Origin of the sequence: Streptomyces globisporus C-1027, from assembly GCF_000261345.2 — a bacterium.
In the GTDB taxonomy this organism is placed as follows: domain Bacteria; phylum Actinomycetota; class Actinomycetes; order Streptomycetales; family Streptomycetaceae; genus Streptomyces; species Streptomyces pakalii.
Genome location: NZ_CP013738.1, coordinates 865700 through 882628 on the forward strand (window position 1 = coordinate 865700; position 16929 = coordinate 882628).

Annotated in this window: 16 protein-coding genes; 4 read left to right on the forward strand and 12 right to left on the reverse strand. The window is 68.2% G+C overall.

What is annotated here, in order from left to right:
* Nucleotides 1-27 precede the first annotated feature (27 nt).
* The gene (locus WQO_RS03640; RefSeq protein WP_010056175.1) at nt 28-1074 is read left to right on the forward strand and encodes a DUF5914 domain-containing protein; all 1047 of its coding nucleotides are present in this window, start codon (nt 28-30) and stop codon (nt 1072-1074) included.
* A 104-nt stretch (nt 1075-1178) separates the two neighbouring features.
* Here WQO_RS03640 and WQO_RS03645 read toward each other — a convergent pair whose 3' ends face one another.
* Both WQO_RS03645 and WQO_RS03650 read right to left on the reverse strand, forming a co-directional pair.
* On the reverse strand, nt 1179-2744 hold the full coding sequence (locus WQO_RS03645) for an FAD-dependent oxidoreductase (protein WP_029181862.1): 1566 nt from the start codon (nt 2742-2744) through the stop codon (nt 1179-1181).
* A gap of 134 nt (nt 2745-2878) precedes the next feature.
* On the reverse strand, nt 2879-4111 hold the full coding sequence (locus WQO_RS03650) for a lycopene cyclase family protein (RefSeq protein WP_010056171.1): 1233 nt from the start codon (nt 4109-4111) through the stop codon (nt 2879-2881).
* 339 nt (nt 4112-4450) lie between these two features.
* Here WQO_RS03650 and WQO_RS03655 point away from each other — a divergent pair, with 339 nt between their 5' ends.
* Nucleotides 4451-5035, forward strand: coding sequence for a DUF4383 domain-containing protein (locus WQO_RS03655; protein WP_010056170.1), 585 nt, complete (start codon nt 4451-4453; stop codon nt 5033-5035).
* 78 nt (nt 5036-5113) lie between these two features.
* Here the strand turns inward: WQO_RS03655 and WQO_RS03660 are convergent, their stop codons facing one another.
* The 5 genes from WQO_RS03660 to WQO_RS03680 form a co-directional block, all read right to left on the reverse strand.
* Nucleotides 5114-5896 carry an anti-sigma factor gene (locus WQO_RS03660; protein WP_010056169.1) on the reverse strand — a complete coding sequence of 261 codons (783 nt, stop codon included), beginning with the start codon at nt 5894-5896 and terminating at the stop codon, nt 5114-5116.
* Nucleotides 5883-6440: a sigma-70 family RNA polymerase sigma factor gene (locus tag WQO_RS03665; RefSeq protein WP_237274099.1), complete on the reverse strand. Its 558-nt coding sequence runs from the start codon at nt 6438-6440 to the stop codon at nt 5883-5885. The genes WQO_RS03660 and WQO_RS03665 overlap by 14 nt, the downstream gene beginning before the upstream one ends.
* A 47-nt stretch (nt 6441-6487) precedes the next feature.
* Nucleotides 6488-7171 (reverse strand): class F sortase, encoded by a 684-nt coding sequence (locus WQO_RS34415; protein WP_010056167.1) that lies wholly within the window; start codon nt 7169-7171, stop codon nt 6488-6490.
* Between the two features lie 95 nt (nt 7172-7266).
* Nucleotides 7267-8103: a DUF4397 domain-containing protein gene (locus WQO_RS03675; protein WP_010056166.1), complete on the reverse strand. Its 837-nt coding sequence runs from the start codon at nt 8101-8103 to the stop codon at nt 7267-7269.
* Nucleotides 8104-8610: 507 nt separating this feature from the next.
* Complete coding sequence (locus WQO_RS03680; RefSeq protein ID WP_010056165.1) at nt 8611-9492, reverse strand: peptidase S51, dipeptidase E; 882 nt, start codon at nt 9490-9492, stop codon at nt 8611-8613.
* 216 nt (nt 9493-9708) lie between these two features.
* On the opposite strand from WQO_RS03680, the gene WQO_RS03685 reads away from it, so the two are divergent.
* Nucleotides 9709-10131 (forward strand): DUF7144 family membrane protein, encoded by a 423-nt coding sequence (locus WQO_RS03685; RefSeq protein ID WP_010056163.1) that lies wholly within the window; start codon nt 9709-9711, stop codon nt 10129-10131.
* Between the two features lie 465 nt (nt 10132-10596).
* On the opposite strand, the gene WQO_RS03690 is transcribed toward WQO_RS03685, so the two are convergent.
* From WQO_RS03690 to WQO_RS03705, 4 genes are all read right to left on the reverse strand, one after another.
* Nucleotides 10597-11754 (reverse strand): acyl-CoA dehydrogenase family protein, encoded by a 1158-nt coding sequence (locus WQO_RS03690; protein WP_010056161.1) that lies wholly within the window; start codon nt 11752-11754, stop codon nt 10597-10599.
* Nucleotides 11754-12971, reverse strand: coding sequence for an MFS transporter (locus WQO_RS03695; RefSeq protein WP_010056159.1), 1218 nt, complete (start codon nt 12969-12971; stop codon nt 11754-11756). Before WQO_RS03695 ends, WQO_RS03690 begins: the two co-directional genes overlap by 1 nt.
* Nucleotides 12968-13714 carry a class I SAM-dependent methyltransferase gene (locus WQO_RS03700; protein WP_010056156.1) on the reverse strand — a complete coding sequence of 249 codons (747 nt, stop codon included), beginning with the start codon at nt 13712-13714 and terminating at the stop codon, nt 12968-12970. The genes WQO_RS03695 and WQO_RS03700 overlap by 4 nt, the downstream gene beginning before the upstream one ends.
* Before the next feature lie 86 nt (nt 13715-13800).
* Complete coding sequence (locus WQO_RS03705) at nt 13801-14835, reverse strand: enolase C-terminal domain-like protein (protein ID WP_010056155.1); 1035 nt, start codon at nt 14833-14835, stop codon at nt 13801-13803.
* Nucleotides 14836-14935: 100 nt separating this feature from the next.
* On the opposite strand from WQO_RS03705, the gene WQO_RS03710 reads away from it, so the two are divergent.
* On the forward strand, nt 14936-15685 hold the full coding sequence (locus WQO_RS03710) for a class I SAM-dependent methyltransferase (protein ID WP_029181860.1): 750 nt from the start codon (nt 14936-14938) through the stop codon (nt 15683-15685).
* Here WQO_RS03710 and WQO_RS03715 read toward each other — a convergent pair.
* Entirely contained in the window at nt 15682-16905 is a 1224-nt protein-coding gene (locus WQO_RS03715; RefSeq protein WP_010056153.1) for an ATP-grasp domain-containing protein, read from the reverse strand. The genes WQO_RS03710 and WQO_RS03715 overlap by 4 nt on opposite strands.
* Nucleotides 16906-16929 lie beyond the last annotated feature (24 nt).

The following is a 16929-nucleotide window of genomic DNA, read 5'->3' on the forward strand; positions in this document are numbered from 1 at the left end:
AGCGACCTCATGAGGAGAGATCCCGACATGACAGGACCGGACAACGGCGGCGGATCCAGTCGGCCGGAACGCCACCGCAGCCTGCGCAACCGTGTTCCGCTGCGTCTACGGAAGCCGGTTGCCTGGCACCGGCAAGGAGCCACCTGGCGCGAGGCGAAACCGGCGACCATCGCGGGGGCTCTCAAGCGGGCGAACGCGCTGCCCTCCGGGAACTGGTACGTGATCGGGGCGAGCCGGGAGATCGGAGGGCAGAAGCCCTTCGGCCGGAGCGTCGCGGGAACCGATGTCGTCGTCTGGAGAGACACGAAGGGCCGTCTCAAGGCGGGCCCCGGCAGTTGCCCGCACCTGGGCGCTCCGCTGCGGGACAGCCCGGTGGTGTGCGGAACTCTGGTCTGTCACTGGCATGGACTGGCCCTGGAGGGCGACGCGTTCGCCGGGTGGACGCCCTATCCGGTGTACGACGACGGCGTGCTGGTCTGGGTCCGTCTGGACGCCACCGGCGGGGAAGCCCCCCTTGACCGGCCCGTACTGCCGGCGCGACCCGATCTCATGGGTTCCGTCGCCGCCGTCTACACAACCGTGGGCACCTGTGAACCGGAGGACATCATCGCCAACCGGCTGGATCCGTGGCACGGCGCCTGGTTCCACCCGTACTCGTTCATCGACCTGAAAGTCCTCGACACGTCACACGGATCATCGCCTGACCATGAGGACGGCTTCGCGGTCGATGTCTCCTTCAAAGTCGCCGGCCGTGCCGTCATGCCCGTGCGGGCGGTCTTCACCACGCCAGAGCCTCGCACCGTGGTCATGCACATCACCGAGGGTGAGGGTGAGGGCTCAGTCGTCGAGACGCACGCCACCCCGCTGGAGCCCGACGCGCTCGGCAACCCTCGCACAGCAGTCATCGAGGCGGTCATCGCTACCTCCGGCCGCCCCGGGTTCGCCATCGCCAGGGCAGCCGCGCCGCTGCTTCGGCCCTTGATGCGCAGCACGGCGGGACGACTGTGGCGCGACGATCTGGCCTACGCGGAGCGGCGTTGGCACCTGCGCAGCAAGGGAAAGTTCCCGGGCTGAGCAACGGTGCGGAGCGGTAAGAGCCAGAGTCTCTCAGCCCTCAGGACACCAGCTGGGACCGTCGGAACTGCCGACGGTCCCAGCCTCAGGTCAGCGGATGAGGGTCATCCGCTCGTGGCCATCCCGGCGAGCAGACGCATCGCCCGGGACCTGCCGCTGCGCGGCACCGTCCACAACGCCTGCCCCCGCACTCCCCACCTTTCGAGCAGGGCGTTCGCGGCGAGGAATCCGCTGGTCGCGGCGCGCTCCATCAGAGCGACGGGCAGGTCGGTCCGCACCAGGTCACCCGCCAGCACGAGCGTGGGATCCGCGGTACGCACCTCGGGCCGGTCGGAGTAGGAGCCCACGGGGAACAGGGGGCAGTCCGCTCGCCACTCGTGCCGGGCGTCGACGATCTTCGCGTCCCGGCACTCCGGATAGACGCGGTACAGCTGGTTCAGCAGCCGTTCCTGTTCGACCGGCCTGTCGGCACCCGGTGCGACAGCGTAGGCGTGGAGCTCCACCACCGAACCTCCGGTGCGGGCGGCCCATCGGGCGGCCTCCCCTTCCCAGCGCTCCAGGACGCTGATGTTGTCGAGCGACTCGTAGCCGCCCGTGCCGAGGAAGCCCGCTCTGTCGGCTCGTACCGGACGGTCCAGCCACAGTCGGGAGACCAGGAAGGGCGGGGCGCTGCGAAGCCGGGAGATGCCGTCACGCCACTCGGTGTCGACGAGGTCGGGCGATGCCTCGACCAGCCGCCGCAAGCCCGGAACATCCAGGGCGAGAACGGTCGCGTCGAAGTGCTCGGCGGCTTCGCCGGCCGTGATCCGGTAGCCGCCCGAGCGCTGCGTTGCGACCGTCTCCACGAAGCTGCCGGTGCGCAACTGGACGCGGTGACTCTCCAGATAGGCGGCCAGTGGATCCCACAGAGCCTGCGGGAAAGGCTCGTCGGGAACGTCGAAGAGCAGGCCCTCGCTGGACCCCAGGAAGTAGATGTGGAACATCAGGACCAGTTCTGCGGCGGACAGTTCCCGCGGATCGGCGAAAAAGCTGCGGGAGAAGACCTCGAAGGCCAGATGCTGGGCTGCCTCGGGAAAGCGGATACCGGCCAGAAAGTCATGAGCGCTCATCGAGTCGAGCTGTCCGTAGACTTCCGGCACACGGACGTCCAGCAGCGGAAGCGCGGCACGCGGGTCCATACGTGCCATGTCGCGCCAGCCGAAGCTGGGACTGAGCGCCGCGAAGCCCAGCGCACTCCACGGCGGCGTGCGAGGGACTTTGGCGAAACTGTCGTAGAGACCCGAACTGTGCCGCAGCGGGTAATCCGGTACGGACGTCAGCATGCCGAGATTGCCGTCGATACGACGCAAGAGGCCGCGGAGGTTGTAGTACTGCCGGAAGAACGCGTGGAAGCCACGGCTCATGGTGGCCCTCGAACCGTCGGCCAGTTCCACCGGCCAGCCCGCGAGCCGGCCGCCGAGCGTCGCCTCGCTCTCGTACAGGGTGACGTGAGCGCCGCGCTCGGCGAGGCCGGTCGCGGCGGCCAGACCGGCGATGCCCCCACCGACCACCGCCACGCGTGGCGCGTCACCGGCGAACCGGGAGAGCCCCGGCTTCGGACGCAGAACCTCCGCCTGCCTGTCCCTTCCCCGGCGAGGGGTACTGCGGTCAGCGTTCCAGCGTGGTGACATCTGTGTGTTCCTTGTCAGGCGGCGGACGAGTAGAGGGCATGGGGAGGGCAGTCGCGCGTGCGGAGCACACAGGCCGGGCTCAGAAGCGCAGGTCTGCGGCCAACCGGCGGACCTGACCGCGAACGACCCGTTCATCACGAAGCCCCGCGGCGCAGAAAGGGCATCTCTGCGACGGTGCGCAGCATCGGCAGCACGGGAGTGGCGAAACCGATCGTGAGATCCTCACGGACGCTGGTCCGGCCGTCGAGGAAGCGCAGCATCCGCTCCATGGGAACGTGCTCGAAGAGGCGAGTGAAGAAGTCCGCACCCGCCACGCGTCCGCTGTCGAGAGCGCGCAGCATGACGGCGTCCAGGGCCAGCGAACGCCGGGAGTGGGCCTGTGGTGGAGCGGGCAGCGCACCCCGACGGTAGGCGGTAGCGATCGCGAGGCTCTGGCGCTGCACGGAGGCGAAGGTGTAGCCGGTCGCGGGCCTGGTCGCGCCTCCGCTGGTGCCGATGCGGAAGGTGTGGCGCCCGGTCTGCCGCGGAAACCGTGCGTCTGTCATCGGGATGACGCCCTGCTCGGTGTCCCAGACCTCGAACGACCCGAGACCGAGGATCTGGGTCGTGTAGTGCTCAAGCGCGGCATCGTAGGACGCCCGCGACAGCGGTGCCGCGGAGAATTCCGTGTACTCCACCAGTGCCCGGTCGGGTCCGAGGGGGAGGAGATAGCCGAACGAGAGCCCGCGCGCCGGTTGCGGGGTGCGGAAGTCCATGAGGCAGGCGGTGTCTTCAGCGAGGGGCGCGGTAGCACTGGCCAGGGGGGCATCGGTACGGACGAACCAGCCGCGGAAGTGCTGCAGCATCGTGGTGCGGCCGGGCGGCAGTTCCCGCTGCGGCCGCGAGTCGTACACCCAGCGTGCGTGCAACTGCACCTGCTTCCCGTCAGGTGTGGTGGCCGTGATCTGGGCGCTGTCGGGCAGATCCGCCACACGGTCGACGGTGGCGGTCAGCCGCTCCACGAGGGAGGAACCTGCCAGCCGGCGATCGACGAACTCCTCGAAACCACATGAGCGAATCATCTTGTAGCGCCAAGGGTGCGGCCGGCTTTCCCACTCCCGCCCGTCCGGCCCGCGGACGGACAGCCGCTCCCACGATCGGACCACCACGTCGTCGAAGTCACCGCGCCCCCGCTCCCAGAAGCACCACGTGCGCTCCGGAGGCCGCAGAGGGCCCGGCGGAGCATCGATCAGAAGCACACGTGGGGCCGGCCGACCGCAGCGGATCGCAGATGCCTCACCGAGGCGGGCGGGCGGGGACGTGAACCGGTAGGCGAGCGACAGCCCAGCGGCCCCCGCCCCGACAATGACGATGTCGGCGTCTGTCACAAGTACCTGTCTCTCCTCACGCAAGGCGGCTTCGGCACGCTATCCGCCATCAGAGATCACGAATTGTTCCATCACCGCACCCACGTGAGCAGCGCGGTAGGGGTGCCCGGCTCCGGAAGCACCGCGGCCCGCCCGATCGGACGAATTCTGCGTGTTCAACACCTTCCACCTGCATCCGAATCATGAATCTCCGCGAAGTCACGGATAGTTCCGTCCGTCACAGAGGCAAGGGGTACTGGTGCTCACGTTCGAAAGGAAAAGCATGGTGTTCATGAGGGTCGGGGGGCAAGAACACGCATCTGCTTCCTCGACCGCTGTACGTCGATGGGTGGGAGCGCGATGAAACTCAAGGACGAACTCCCCACCGATCACCATCTGGTCAGGGTGTACCGGGTAGGAGCCGCTGTGTGCGGGTGCATTCTGCTCGTCTTCGGATGTCTGGGCTTCGCGGACGCTCTGAGCCCCTTCAACACGTCGGGCGACCGCATCGCGGGCATGGCGACCAACATCGCTCTCAGTTGGGTTTCCGTCATCGTCGGCCTGGCCCTGCTCGCCGGTGCCGCAGTGGGCGGAAACTTCGCCTCCACGTTGAACATGACAATCGGAGCGCTCTTCATCCTGAGCGGCTTCTATCATCTGTTCGTTCTGGACAGGTCGGCCAACTTCCTCGACTTCGGTATGACGAACGTCATTTTCAGCTTCGTCATGGGGCTGCTGATTCTGACGTTCGGCATGTACGGGCGGGTTTCCAGCAAGCTGTCGCACGACAATCCCTACTGGCGCAGGCGGCACCCGCGCGAGGCTGCTCGGGAGGCGGCCCTCAAACGCCGTATCGCCATCGCGTCGGCCACGGACTCGGTGGAACAGCCCGGCCCGGAACGCCGACACCCGCTGGTACGAGGGGACGGCACCAACACTCCCTGAGGCCGGTTGGGGCCCGCGGCGTGGCCGCGGGCCCCAACCCGCCCCCCTGGTTCCGGAGCGAGGGTGAGACCTCTGGAATCAGGTGGAGGCGAAGGCTCCGCGGACCACGCTGTTGCCCGAGTGCTCGGGACTGCCGTTGAACTCCTGGACCGATACATCGACGATCGGGTACTCGCCCAGGTCAACGTTGTCCGGCACGGGCAGGACGGCGTGGCCGTCGGCGCCCAGGACACCCATGGAGATGAGTTTCTTGTGGCTGCGGTCCATGAGCCAGACCTCGAAGTAGCCTGTGGTCTTCGGCAGTCCCTCGACCTTGATGTCCAGCTTGCGCTGCCCCGCCGCGTCCCCCATCCGCGCGGAGCCGAGCGCGCTCGGCAGCAAGGGGTCGAGTGCCCTGCTCGTTCCGGCGACGGTGGACGGCTCCTGGCGATCCACCGCCCACCAGGTGAGACCGCTGCCCGCTGCGGCGCCGAGCAGCGCGGCCGCAGCCGCCAGCGCGAGAGCGGAGCGCCGCCGCCTGCGCCCGTTTCCGTCGCCCCCGGCCCTACCGTCCGGGACGGTACCGACATCTTCCACCGAGCTCGGCGGCGAACCGTACGTCGGGGAATCCTCGCCGGGGGTGGGCGAGTCCGCTCCCTTGGAAGACAACCCCAGTTCCGCGCAGATGCCCGACCACACCTCCGGCGGCGGCTCCACGAGTTCCAGTGGCTCAGCAGTCGATCGGCCGACATCGAGCACCCGGCGCAGGTCGGCCAGCTCCGCCGCACACTCGGTGCAGTCGAGTACATGAGCCGCGACGGAGGGCGGCGGTACGTCGCCCAGGGCGAGCATCGCCAACTCGTCCAGATCACTGTGCTGCACCGTCCACCTCCTCCATCTTGCGCTTCAGCGCGATGAGTCCACGCCGTGCATGCGTCTTCACCGTGCCCAGGGGAAGTCCGGTGCGCTCGGCGATCTGCATCTGGGTCAGATCGTCGAAGAAGGTCATCTCGAGCACCTGACGCTGGGCATCGGAGAGATCGGCGAGACACTCCCGCACCAGGAGTTGATCGACGACCGCGTTCGGGGTGGCCTCGGCCACCAGGGTGTGCTCGGCCTTGGCGGCGGACACCGCCTCCAGTTCACGCCGACGGCGCGACCGCTGATCGAGAGCGTCGGCGATCTTGAAGCGCGTGATACCCATCAGCCAGCCGGGAAGCGTGCCCCGCTCCGGCAGGAACCCCGCCCTCCCCCGCCAGGCTCCGATGAAGACCTGCTGCGCCACGTCCTTCGCCTCCTCCGAGTCCCCCAGCGCGCGGCTGGCCGCGCTGTAGACGAGGGACCCCCATCGGCGATAGGCCGCGGCCAGACACGCTTCATCGCCCAGAGCAAACCCCTTGGCAATATCCTCATCCGTCGTCGGCACGCCGTACAGACTAGTAGCCAGAACCCGAGGTCCACCCCAGGACATCGTCAGCTCGATTCCGGTACAGCAGTGATCACCAGGTTGTCCTGATAGCCGCCTCGGTCCTTCAGGTACGGCCCCGTGCAGGTGATCAAGGTGAGGACGGGCGGGCCGTCCCTTCGGAAGACACCGGAATCCGCGAGTTCTTCCTTGGGCACCGTCTCCCGGGAGGCGATCCGGTACACGCGAGTCGCCCCGTCCGCGGCACGCACCTCGACACGGTCGTTCTGCTCGACGTCGCTGAGCTCGGCGAGCACCCCCAGGCCCTGGGTCTGCGAATCGACGTGGCCGACAATCACCGAGGACCCCTCGGCGGCGCCGGGGGCCGGACCGAAGCGGTACCAGCCCACTCGGCGGGCGTCGTCGGGGACCTCTGCCTCGCCGTCGGGTGCCACCCCGACGGCGTCGACGGGCGCTTCCACACCCAGGCGCGGGATCACCAGCGAGCGCGGCGAGGCGATCACCGGCCTGGATGGACTCGAGGACGGCTCGGCACCCGGCGCGGAGGGCTGCGTCGAGGAGCCCGACGGCCCCCGGCTCGTCATGGTGGGCCGGGGGTCGAGCGGAGCCCCGAAGTCCGCCGGAACGTCGTCGTCGGTGAGCCGCTCCGTCGCGAAGACGACAAGCATCAACAGGACCGTGAGGGCGGCGGCGAGGAACCCCCAGCGTTTACGTGGGGAACGATGCTTCATCGACGAAGACCTCTGCTTCGGAAAGGGACGAGGGGGAGGGCAGCGGGACGGATCAGTCAGCTGCGCGCGTCCGTCCCGCCGGGTGTCGACGCTGTTCAGCGCTGCGAGGCGAACAGTCGGCGTCCGCCGACGACCGCACCCGCGAGAGCCAGGCCACCGAGCGCCAGGGACCAGCCGGGGAGTCCGGTGGTGTTCACCGCGTTCTCACCCGTCTCGCCTGCCGGGACTCCGTGCGGGGCGGAGTGAAGGTCCTTGAACGTCTGCGTCTTGAGCGCAAGGTTCTTGTCGTCGGCGCTGCCCCACGCGTAGACGACGGTGTTGGTTCCCTCGGCCAGGTCGAGGTCGGCGGGGCCGATGGCGACCGTGTCGGTGCCGGCCAGGGTCACATCGGCCTTGACGGTGCCGGCGTCGACCTCTCCCTTGACCTCCTTCGGGTTCACCAGGCCTTCGAAGACCGGGGTGCCTCCGGCGCGCACGTCGACGGCCGGAGCGGCGGCGACATGGCGGACCGTCAGTCGCGCCTTGCCCGCGGGAACCTTGGACAGGTCGTTGACGAAGGCGTTCAGGGCAGGCTTGCCGTCAGCGGTCAGGTGGGCGACGAGCGTGGCATTGGCTCCGGCGGGCACATCGACCTTCTTCTCGATGGCGGGCGTGCCGTCGGGGCCCTCGCCGTCCTTGAAGACCTTGATGTCGTAGCTGCCTGCGTCGAGCTTGAGCGGGTCGGTCAGAGTGCCGGGCGCGAAGTCGGGCAGCAGTTCCTTGCCGTTGGCGAAGACGTCGACCTTCAGACCGGGTACGGCGTGGAAGACCGAGACGGTGGCCTGGTCGTCCTTGGCGGCAGCGGGCGCCGCCACTGCGGGGGCGGCCGCGGTCGCTCCGATGACCGTGGCGGTGGCCAGGGTGAGCGCTGCCGTGATGGGCCGAGGAGTCATGAAAGTTCCCTTCTACGGGACTCCTTGACTGGAGTCTGTGCGAGGGATTCCGCCAAGGACGACGTCGCGGTTTCACTTCCCCTTGAAGATGTTCTATAAGAGCTTCAACAGACCATCAGCGTGTGCAGAGCTCCAGCGAGCGTGATATAGCTCGGGCAGGTCACAGGTCGGGGCGCCAGGCCGACTCGGGCCGGCGGTCCACACGCCCTGGAACAGGGAAGAGGCGTACGCCGCGACGTCACCGGCTGCGTCGGCGAGTGCGGCGGGACCAGGAGCGAGCGGGAGGCTTTCCGGTAGGCCAGGACATAGCCCGCGACAGATGTCACCGACCTCTCGCGGTGACTCCCCGGGTGTACGCCACCACGCAGCAGCTCCGCTCGCCCAGCCCTGCCCGGAGCTGGGCCTCTCTCACCTGGTGCGGCCGGACATCACGCCGGACAGAACAGGTGCGCAGGAAGTGGAAGGCGGTGGTGGCGAGAGCGCGTTCCGAGGCTTCGTACCTCAAGATCATGGGGGGGGTGGCCCAGGTATCGCTGGCCGCGTACGACATCCCCGCCGAGCTGCCGCCCGGCGACTGCGCTGGCCGGATGCTGACGCTGCGCCGGGCGGGGTGAAGACGCTGCTCGGACTGCAGCCGCAGTTGGTGACCGGCGTCCCGTTGCAGAGGTCGCGGTCCGGAATGCCGTCGACGACGCTGCGCAGGTAGTAGCCGCAGGTGGGACGGTTCTTGAAGTCGGAGGTCCCGCCGGGGCGCAGCCGCCAGATCCTGTAGTCGTCGTCGGTGAGGTAGCGGTCGGGGTCGGCCTGCGCGGGACGGTGGTCGCCCAGTACGACGAAGGTGTCGACTCCGGCTGCCGTGGCCAGGCCGTTCTTGTCGATGCCGTCGTCAGCACCGACACCCCACGCGGCTCCGCCCGTGGTGAGACCGTCCTCGATGGCTCGGGCGACGAAGGCCATGCTGCGGCCCATACGGTCGCGGGAGACGAAGTGCGAGTCGTTGATGGTGCCCGCGTAGTTCGGCCAGGAGAACATGCCGGTGGTGAAAGTGATCGCCGGGTCGTAGGGGTCGTAGAGCGCCTCGTCGGAGGTGACGCTGCCGCCGCAGGCGTCGTAGACGACGGCGCTTTTGATGCGGTGGCCCGCGCTGTCGCCGCCGAAGCCGCCTCCCTTGGCGACGACGGAGTTCTGGAGCGCGGTGCCTTTCCAGCCGGCGTAGTCGCGCTGAGGGCCTTCGCGTCGCGGAACGGGGCATGCCAGGCCCGAGCGTCCGGTGAGAAGGGTCGCGGCCAGGGGCCTTCCGGGCCCTTGGGAGAGCCGAGCAGTCGGCCTACGTGCCCACGACCGGCGTCGGAGCAGGGCCGACCGTCCCCGATAGGGACCGTTCGGCACTGCCCCGAGGCCGGCTCCACACGGCAGGGTGGAGATTCCGGGGGAAGAGCGCTCCGGGAAAGAGGTCGTCAATGTTGTACCGCACGGTATTCGAGGTGATGACCCACGACGTGTTCACCGCCGGCCCCAGGCTCCGTTCGACCTGCCCACCCAGTCCGCCTCTGCTCTCAGATGTCGACCAATCCCGACCATTCGATCGAGAAGCGAGGGATCACCATGACCTCCGTACACACCACCCGGCGAAAGGACTCCGCGCGCCAAGCCTGGGCCGGTGGCCTGACCGTCTTCGCCGCTGTCATCCTCGGGATCACCGGCCTGGCCGGGATCGCCCGCGGCATCATGGCGATTGCGAAGGACGAGGTCTTCGTCACCACGCCCAACTACGTCTTCACGTTCGACCTGACCTCATGGGGCTGGATACACCTGGCCCTCGGCATCGCGGCGATCCTCGTGAGCTTCGGGCTGTCCCGGGCCTCGACATGGTCACGCGTCGTCGGCGTGGGCATCGCCGCCCTCGTCATCATCGCCAATCTCCTCTCCCTGCCCTACTACCCGGCCTGGTCGATCCTGGTGATCGCGATGTCGGGATTCGTCATCTGGGCCCTGTGCGTGGTGAGGCACGACGAAGGACCGGTATAGAACGACCGATTCCACCAAGGCGGTCCTGGCCCTTCGACGGGGGTTCTCCCGCCGAATGACGCCCGAGCGCGAGCTGGCCGCACCGCCGATGTGCTGGAAACCGCGTGGCAACGATGTCGAACGGCTCTCGGTCCCGGAGCGCAGCGAACTGAACGAAATGCGGCGCCCCAGGTGCCCTGAAAGCCACCGGAGGCGCCGCAGCGTCGACCTATCTCGGGTCGCCCACTCCGCCCACAGCTGGGCTCTTCCCCTTGGTGCGACCTGGTGCGGCCGGACATCGGTCCTCCAGTGACGGCAGTGGCAGCTTCACCCGAGGAACGACAGACGTACCCGACGGTTGGCATTGTCCTTATTGGTGTCCACCAAACTCCGTTAAGGCAACCCCGAGGATAGCCCCCGCTCATCGACCTCGGCGATGGAAGCCCTTGGCGGCGCGCGCAGGGGCGGGGCGGCTAGGCCGTGTCTTCAGCTGTACGCCGTAATCGGCGGGACCTTGCCGGTGAGAAGGGACGTACCAAGTTCCTGAGCCTTGTACACGAGGGGATCGTGCAGGGTGAGCGTTCGGGCATCGCGCCAGAACCGGTCGAGGCCCGAGGAGCGTGCCGTCGCCCGAGCTCCGGTGAGTTCGAAGATGCGGCTGGTCGTCTCCGTCGCCGTGCGGGAGGACACAACCTTGGCAGCGGAGACCGCCAGTGCGGCCCGGCCACGTTCGGCCGAAGTCAGCGCGAGACCAGCTGCGTCGGCGTCCGAGAAGGCACGGGTCGCTTCGTCGGCGAGGAGTTGTGTTGCACGGAGGTCAGCGTCGAGGTGCCCGTACCCGGCGAGGATGTGCGGGTCGTCGACGGCGTTCTCCAGACCACTTACCGGCCAGGGGCGCGAAATCTCGCGTGTGTACTGGGCGGCTTCGGCAAGGGCGCCCTCGACGATGCCGACGAGGACCTGTGTGAGCACCGCCTGGAAGGCCAGGGAGACGAGTGACAGGCGAAGCCAGCGCGTGCTCGAATCGTCCTCGTCGGCTGGGAACGTGCCCAGCACATCACCGGGGTCGGCTCGGACGTCCTCGAAGACGATGCTCCCACTCGCGCTCAGACGCTGGCCCAGGTTGTCCCAGTCCGACGGGTGCGAGATGCCGCCTGTACCCCGACGGGCAACGACCACGAGTCGCGCCGCGCGATCAGCGCGGGTCGAGCTGACGAAGATGCGGTCGGCCACCGCGCAGCCGGTGGCGAACGCGCCTCGGCCGGAGATTGAGAGCGTGTCGCCGGTCTCGGTGGCGATGATCGTGTCGCGCGGGTTACTCACGGCGGCCACGAACAACTGGTCGGCCGCGACTTCCTGCCGCAGTGAGCAGGCCAGTTCGCCGTTGTCGTAGAGCGAGGCACGCCACAGGTGGAGGTAGTGATAGCCGAGGAGGTGTCCGATCGAGGCGTCGCCGGCGGACACGAGCCGGGTGACGGCGTGCGTCGTGCGGTGGTCGTCGGGATCGACGGCGAGCAGCCCGCTCTCGCGCAGCATCTGGATCTCGGCCAGCGGCGGCTGGTTGGCGTGCTGTCTCTCGACCGCGTCCTTCCGCAACCGCTCGGCGACGGCGCGGGCGGTGGTGACAGCGTCTGCGGGGTTCATCACGAGCCTGTCCTTTCACGCTGGGGGCGCCGGAACCGGCGGTGCATGAGAAGCAGGGCCGGGGGAATCAGCACGCACTGGGCGGCGACGGCCACCCAGAATCCGGGCAGTTGTCCGGCGGTCTCGAACTGGTAGTAGAGCCCGCCGCCGACCAACCCGCTGAGGAAGGCGCCGACACCTTCGGCCAGGCGCTGGTGGCTGAAGACCACGGCTGGGGAGCGTTTCGAGCGGGCGAGTGCTTCGAGGACGTTCTTCAGGAGCAGTACGGAGTTTCCCGCGCCGATGGCGAGGATGCCGACGGTGAACGCCACCTCGTTGCCACCGGTGAACGCGATCATGCCGACTGCCAGGCCCCCGAAGCCGAGCGCCATCGCTTTGGTGTAGCGCATCTGCTCGACACGGTCGGCAATCAGGGGCTGGAGCACGGCCAACACCAGGGAGTAGCCCATCATGGCCGCGCCGTAGAACACGGTGGGGACCCGGTCCTCGGCGTAGGACGACAGGTACTGGTAGAAGTGCATGTGCAAGTAGAGCGTCAGAGCCGTTACGGCGAAGGGCAGGACGGCGAGCCCCCGGAGGGCCCGGCGCAGCGGCTCGACCACCACGTGGTCGTCCCTGCTCTCCCGGGGCAGGAACACATGGCCGACCGTCATGAGCGCGTGCAGCACGGTGGCGGCGACGAACATCCCGCCGGGTTCGTGGATGAGCAGGGAACCGACCACCGGGCCGAGTGCGACGCCGACGTTGCCCGTGGCGTAGCTCGCGGCCACCAGGCGTGGTCGTTCGGTCTCGCTCGCGCCGTGGACGGTATACCCTCTGACGCTCGGCGAGTAGAGAGCCGTGGCAGCCGATCGTAGGAACAGCGCGGCGATGGTCACCGTCGGCCAGGCACCGCCGACGACGAATCCCAGCGATCCGAGTGTCTGCAGGATCATCGAGATCAATAGGCAGCGCTGGAACCCGATGCGCTCGGCGAGGGCAGCTCCCGGCACGCCGCCGGCGAACTGCACGAAGGTGGCCAGTCCGAGGACGACTCCCACCTGGCCCATGCTGAGTGACATGCGGTCACGCAGGAGGATGGCCAGATACGGGTAGACGGAGAAGCTGATCACGTTGACGAGGAATCCGCTGCCGAGCAGGGCGCGCTGTGTGCCGGTGAACGAGCGGACGCCGGACAGTACGGAACCGCCCGGCGCCTCACGTCGAGTGAACGTCACGCCGTCCGTGCCTTCTTCCCCCGCATGATCAGGCGGGTGGCTCCGCCGTCGTACGGCCGGCCGTCCCAGTCACCGAAGCACTCGACCTCCTCGAAGCCGACCTGCTGGAACATGTCCCGCAGTTCCCTGGCGCTGTAGACGTAGCAGGTGAGGGAGGAGTGCTCGGCCGTGTTGCCCCGCACCATCGTCCAGTCGGTCCGGTACCGGGTCCAGTCGTCCAGGATGGTGTCGCGCATGACGACCATGCCTCCCGGAATGTCGACGATCTTCGGTGGGCCGACCCAGGACGCATACGTCTCCTTGCTGAGCAGGTCCACGATCAACTGTCCGTCCGGTGCCAGTGACTCGTAGGCGTTGCGCAGGACTTGGAGGTTCTCTTCGGGGTCCTCGAAGTAGCCGAAGGAGGTGTACATGTTCAGCACGACGTCGAATGCCCCCGGTGCCACGTACTCGCGCGCGTCCGCCTGGACGAGCGCGGCTTCGACCTTGGCGTCCGCGCAGACGACGGCAGCTCGTTCGAGCAGTTCGCTGTGGAGATCCACACCCGTGGTCCGGTAACCCTGAGCGGCCAGGGGCACGGTGTACACCCCGACGCCGCAGCACTGGTCGAGCACGCGGCTGCCCGCCGGGAAAGCGAGCAGCGGCGACGTGGTCACCACCTCGGCGGCCCGCCGCTCCCTCTCGGGCGAGAAGAGCACCGCAGAGAAGCCGGACCACAGGTTCAGGTCCTCGTACCAGTCCATCGTTCCCCTCCCGTCGTGCGACGCAACGCGCGTCCCTTCTACATGTCGTGCCGCGAGCGGGAGAAGTTCCCGCTTCCGGGTGGCGGTCAGCGTGACGGGCGGACGCCCAGGCCCGGTTCGTCGCCCAGGACGATACTGCGGTCGTAGAGACGGAGTCCTCGGAACGGGGGGTCGCTGAGGTAGAGGTGTCCGTCCATATCGATGTGGTCGGCGAGCGGAGCGAGCTGCGCGGCCTGGCTGATGGCCAGCTCGGACTCGCACATGCAGCTGAGCATGGTCCGGAGCCCGGCTTCCCGGCCGGCCTCCATGACCCTGCGAGCCCCCCGGATCCCGCCGGCCTTGCACAGCTTGACGACGATGCCGTCGGCGTACGAGCGTGCGGCAAGAACACTGGCGACGTCGGTGCACCCCTCGTCGAGGAAGACCGGCAACCGGTCCGGGAACTCCCGGTAGCGGTGGTAGTCATCTACGGCCGTGGTGGGGAAGGGCTGCTCAATGAGCTGGATACCCAGTTGGCGCAGGCGGGGTGTAAGCGCGCGTGCGGTGTTAAGGTCCCACGCCTCGTTCGCGTCGATACGGACGGGCAGCGCCGTCACTGCCCGAATCGCCTCCAGCGCCTCCAGGTCGTCCGGCCCTCCGACCTTCACCTTGAGCGCACCCACCTCCGGTGCCTTGCGGACCGCGCTCACGGCTTCGTCCGGACTCGCCATGCTGATGGTGTAAACCGTAGGCCCCAGGGTTCTGGGCATGTTGAACAGCTCCCAGGTCGGCCGGCCCGCGGCCTTGCCGATCCAGTCGTGCACCGCACCGTCCAAAGCCATCCGTGCGCCGGCCGGCGCGTCCCAGTTCTCGATGCGGTCGAGGGCGAGCTGCGGGTTGTTCAGGTTCGGCCCGAGGATCTGCACGCCCTCGGCTTCCACCGCGTCCACGACGTCGTCGGCGGTCACTCCGCTGTACTCGGTCGGTGTGCCCTCGCCGAAGGCGGTTATCCCGTCGTACGTGAGGGTGACCATGCAGGTGTCGACGGAGTTGATCTCGCCTCGGGAGCTTTTCACCGTCTCGATGAGCTGCAAGGACTCGCGTCGCACGGCGAGTTCGGTCCTGCCGGAATCATGATCCATGGGTGAGCCTCTCTCGGTCGTTCAGGTCTTCTGGAACTTGGCGGGTCTCTGTGCCGACTTGTTTCACAAGGGATACGCGTGACGAGTGAAGGAGATGGCGATGGAATGGTTCGAGGACGAGACGTTGTGGGTCGATTTCTCGGATGTGTTGTTCTCCGCCGGACGTGCCGAGGAGGCCCGGGCCAGGGTCGGCTCGTCGCCGCTGCTGCGGGTGCCTGCCGGTGCCGCGGTGCTCGATCTCGGTTGCGGGCCGGGGGCGTACGCGATTCCGCTGGCCGGGAGCGGGGCCGCGGTCACCGGTGTGGATCTCAGTGAGGCTCTGCTCCGGCGCGCGAAGGAGGGGGCGTCGGAAGCCGGAGTGGAGCTGCGGCTCGTCCGAGCGGACATGCGTGAGTTCATCGAGCCTGACCGGTTCGATCTGGCCATCAGCATGTACACCTCTTTCGGTCTCTTCGCCGATCACGACGAGAACATGGGGGTCCTGCGGAATGTGCGGGCGAGTCTCAAGCCGGGAGGTCACTTCCTGATCGACCTGTACGGGAAGGAGATCCTGGCCCGGGACGGCGGTCTGCCGCACATCTTGGATGTCGAGGGCGGCACGATGATCGTCCGTGGCACGATCCTCGGTGACTGGGAACGGTTCCGGGACGACTTCATCCTGGTCCAGGGCGAGCGGGCCCGGACGGCGTTCGTCGAGCACACCCTCTACAGCGCGTTCGAGCTGAAGACGATGCTCGTCGAGGCGGGGTTCACCGACGTCGAGTGCTTCGGTGGCTTCGACGCCGAGCCCTTCGACAATCACGCCCGACGGCTGATCGTGCGAGGCAGTCGCGGGTCGGAAGCGGCCTAACACCGCGGGCGCGTCTCGGCATGCACGGCTCCCGCCGCGGTGACCGCACGGTGCGTGGCGATCTCCGCGGTGGGGCCCTCGGCGAGCACGATGCCCACATAGCCGCGTCCGTCGGTCAGTTGGTCGATGTTCGCTCCGATCGCCTTCGTCGGATACCAGGTGGGCTGCCCCGGGTAGCGGGAGATGTCCTCAAGACCGTGTACGGCGACGAGTTCGCCCGCCTGTGTCGGGTAGGCAAGGACGAACGCGACAGCCGGGCCTCCGGACAAGGGGGCGTCGAGCAGCCGTGGCCGGACGCCGAGTGCGAGGTCGACCAGGCCGCCGTACACGTTCACGTCGAGCGCGCGGCACATGGATTCCCCGACCAGCGCCCCGCCGATGCGGGGATTCACCTCGATCAGCCGTGGCCCGTCGGCCGTCATCGACAGTTCGATGTGGGCGAACCGGTCGGTGTATTCGAGAGCCGCGAGGACCTCCCCGAGCCACGCCTCGATCTCCCTCAGCTCGGCCGGCGGCAGCGCCACGGGAAACGCCGTCACGTCCTCCCGGAAGAAGGGCTGCGCGGACATGAGGCGGCTGGAGAGGCCCAGCAGCCTCGTCTCCCCCGCCCAGGTCACCGTCTCCGCGCTGTAGACCGGTCCGGCGAGGAACGGCTCGGCGAACAGTCCTCCGAAAAGGGAGGCGCCCTCGGCCTCCCGGTGGAAGCGGGAGAGGTCCTGAGCGTTGCGGATGAGCCACACGTTCTGGCTGCTGGTGCCTGCCGTGTCCTTGACGATGGCGGGCAGCCCGACGGTCGCGGCGAGCCGTTCCAGATCCACCGCGGCCGCCTCCTCCACCGGCATGGCCCCGAACGGGCTGAGTCCCTTGCTGTACAGGAGGTCGCGGACGCGGGCCTTGTCGCGTACGAGGCGGATGACGGCCGGGGCGATGCCGGGCAGGCCGAACTCGGCGGCGAGTTCGGTACCGGCCACGCCCCAGGTGTCCGTCGAGCTGATGAGGCCGCGAAGGTCCTCGATCGACGTGAGAGCCTCGGTGACCGCCTTTCGGTCGCCGGTGTCGACCGCGACGACTTCGACGGATCCGGCGGGCAGGGTGGCGAGTTCGTGCAGGTACAGCGGCTCCACACCGGTCAGCAGCACCAGTCGCTCGCCCGACTCGTGTGCGGCGCGGGCGAGGTGGGCGAGGCCGAAGGAGAGCATCTCAAGACAGGCGATGGTCATACCTACATGTCGGTCCCATGTCCG

Coding starts and splice junctions, on each gene's coding strand:
- WQO_RS03640 (WP_010056175.1), top strand. CDS start 28: ATGACAGGACCGGACAACGGCGGCGGATCCAGTCGGCCGGAACGCCAC.
- WQO_RS03690 (WP_010056161.1), bottom strand. CDS start 11,754: ATGAACCCCGCAGACGCTGTCACCACCGCCCGCGCCGTCGCCGAGCGG.
- WQO_RS03705 (WP_010056155.1), bottom strand. CDS start 14,835: ATGGATCATGATTCCGGCAGGACCGAACTCGCCGTGCGACGCGAGTCC.
- WQO_RS03685 (WP_010056163.1), top strand. CDS start 9,709: ATGACCTCCGTACACACCACCCGGCGAAAGGACTCCGCGCGCCAAGCC.
- WQO_RS03675 (WP_010056166.1), bottom strand. CDS start 8,103: ATGACTCCTCGGCCCATCACGGCAGCGCTCACCCTGGCCACCGCCACG.
- WQO_RS03700 (WP_010056156.1), bottom strand. CDS start 13,714: ATGGACTGGTACGAGGACCTGAACCTGTGGTCCGGCTTCTCTGCGGTG.
- WQO_RS03710 (WP_029181860.1), top strand. CDS start 14,936: ATGGAATGGTTCGAGGACGAGACGTTGTGGGTCGATTTCTCGGATGTG.
- WQO_RS34415 (WP_010056167.1), bottom strand. CDS start 7,171: ATGAAGCATCGTTCCCCACGTAAACGCTGGGGGTTCCTCGCCGCCGCC.
- WQO_RS03655 (WP_010056170.1), top strand. CDS start 4,451: ATGAAACTCAAGGACGAACTCCCCACCGATCACCATCTGGTCAGGGTG.
- WQO_RS03715 (WP_010056153.1), bottom strand. CDS start 16,905: ATGACCATCGCCTGTCTTGAGATGCTCTCCTTCGGCCTCGCCCACCTC.
- WQO_RS03645 (WP_029181862.1), bottom strand. CDS start 2,744: ATGTCACCACGCTGGAACGCTGACCGCAGTACCCCTCGCCGGGGAAGG.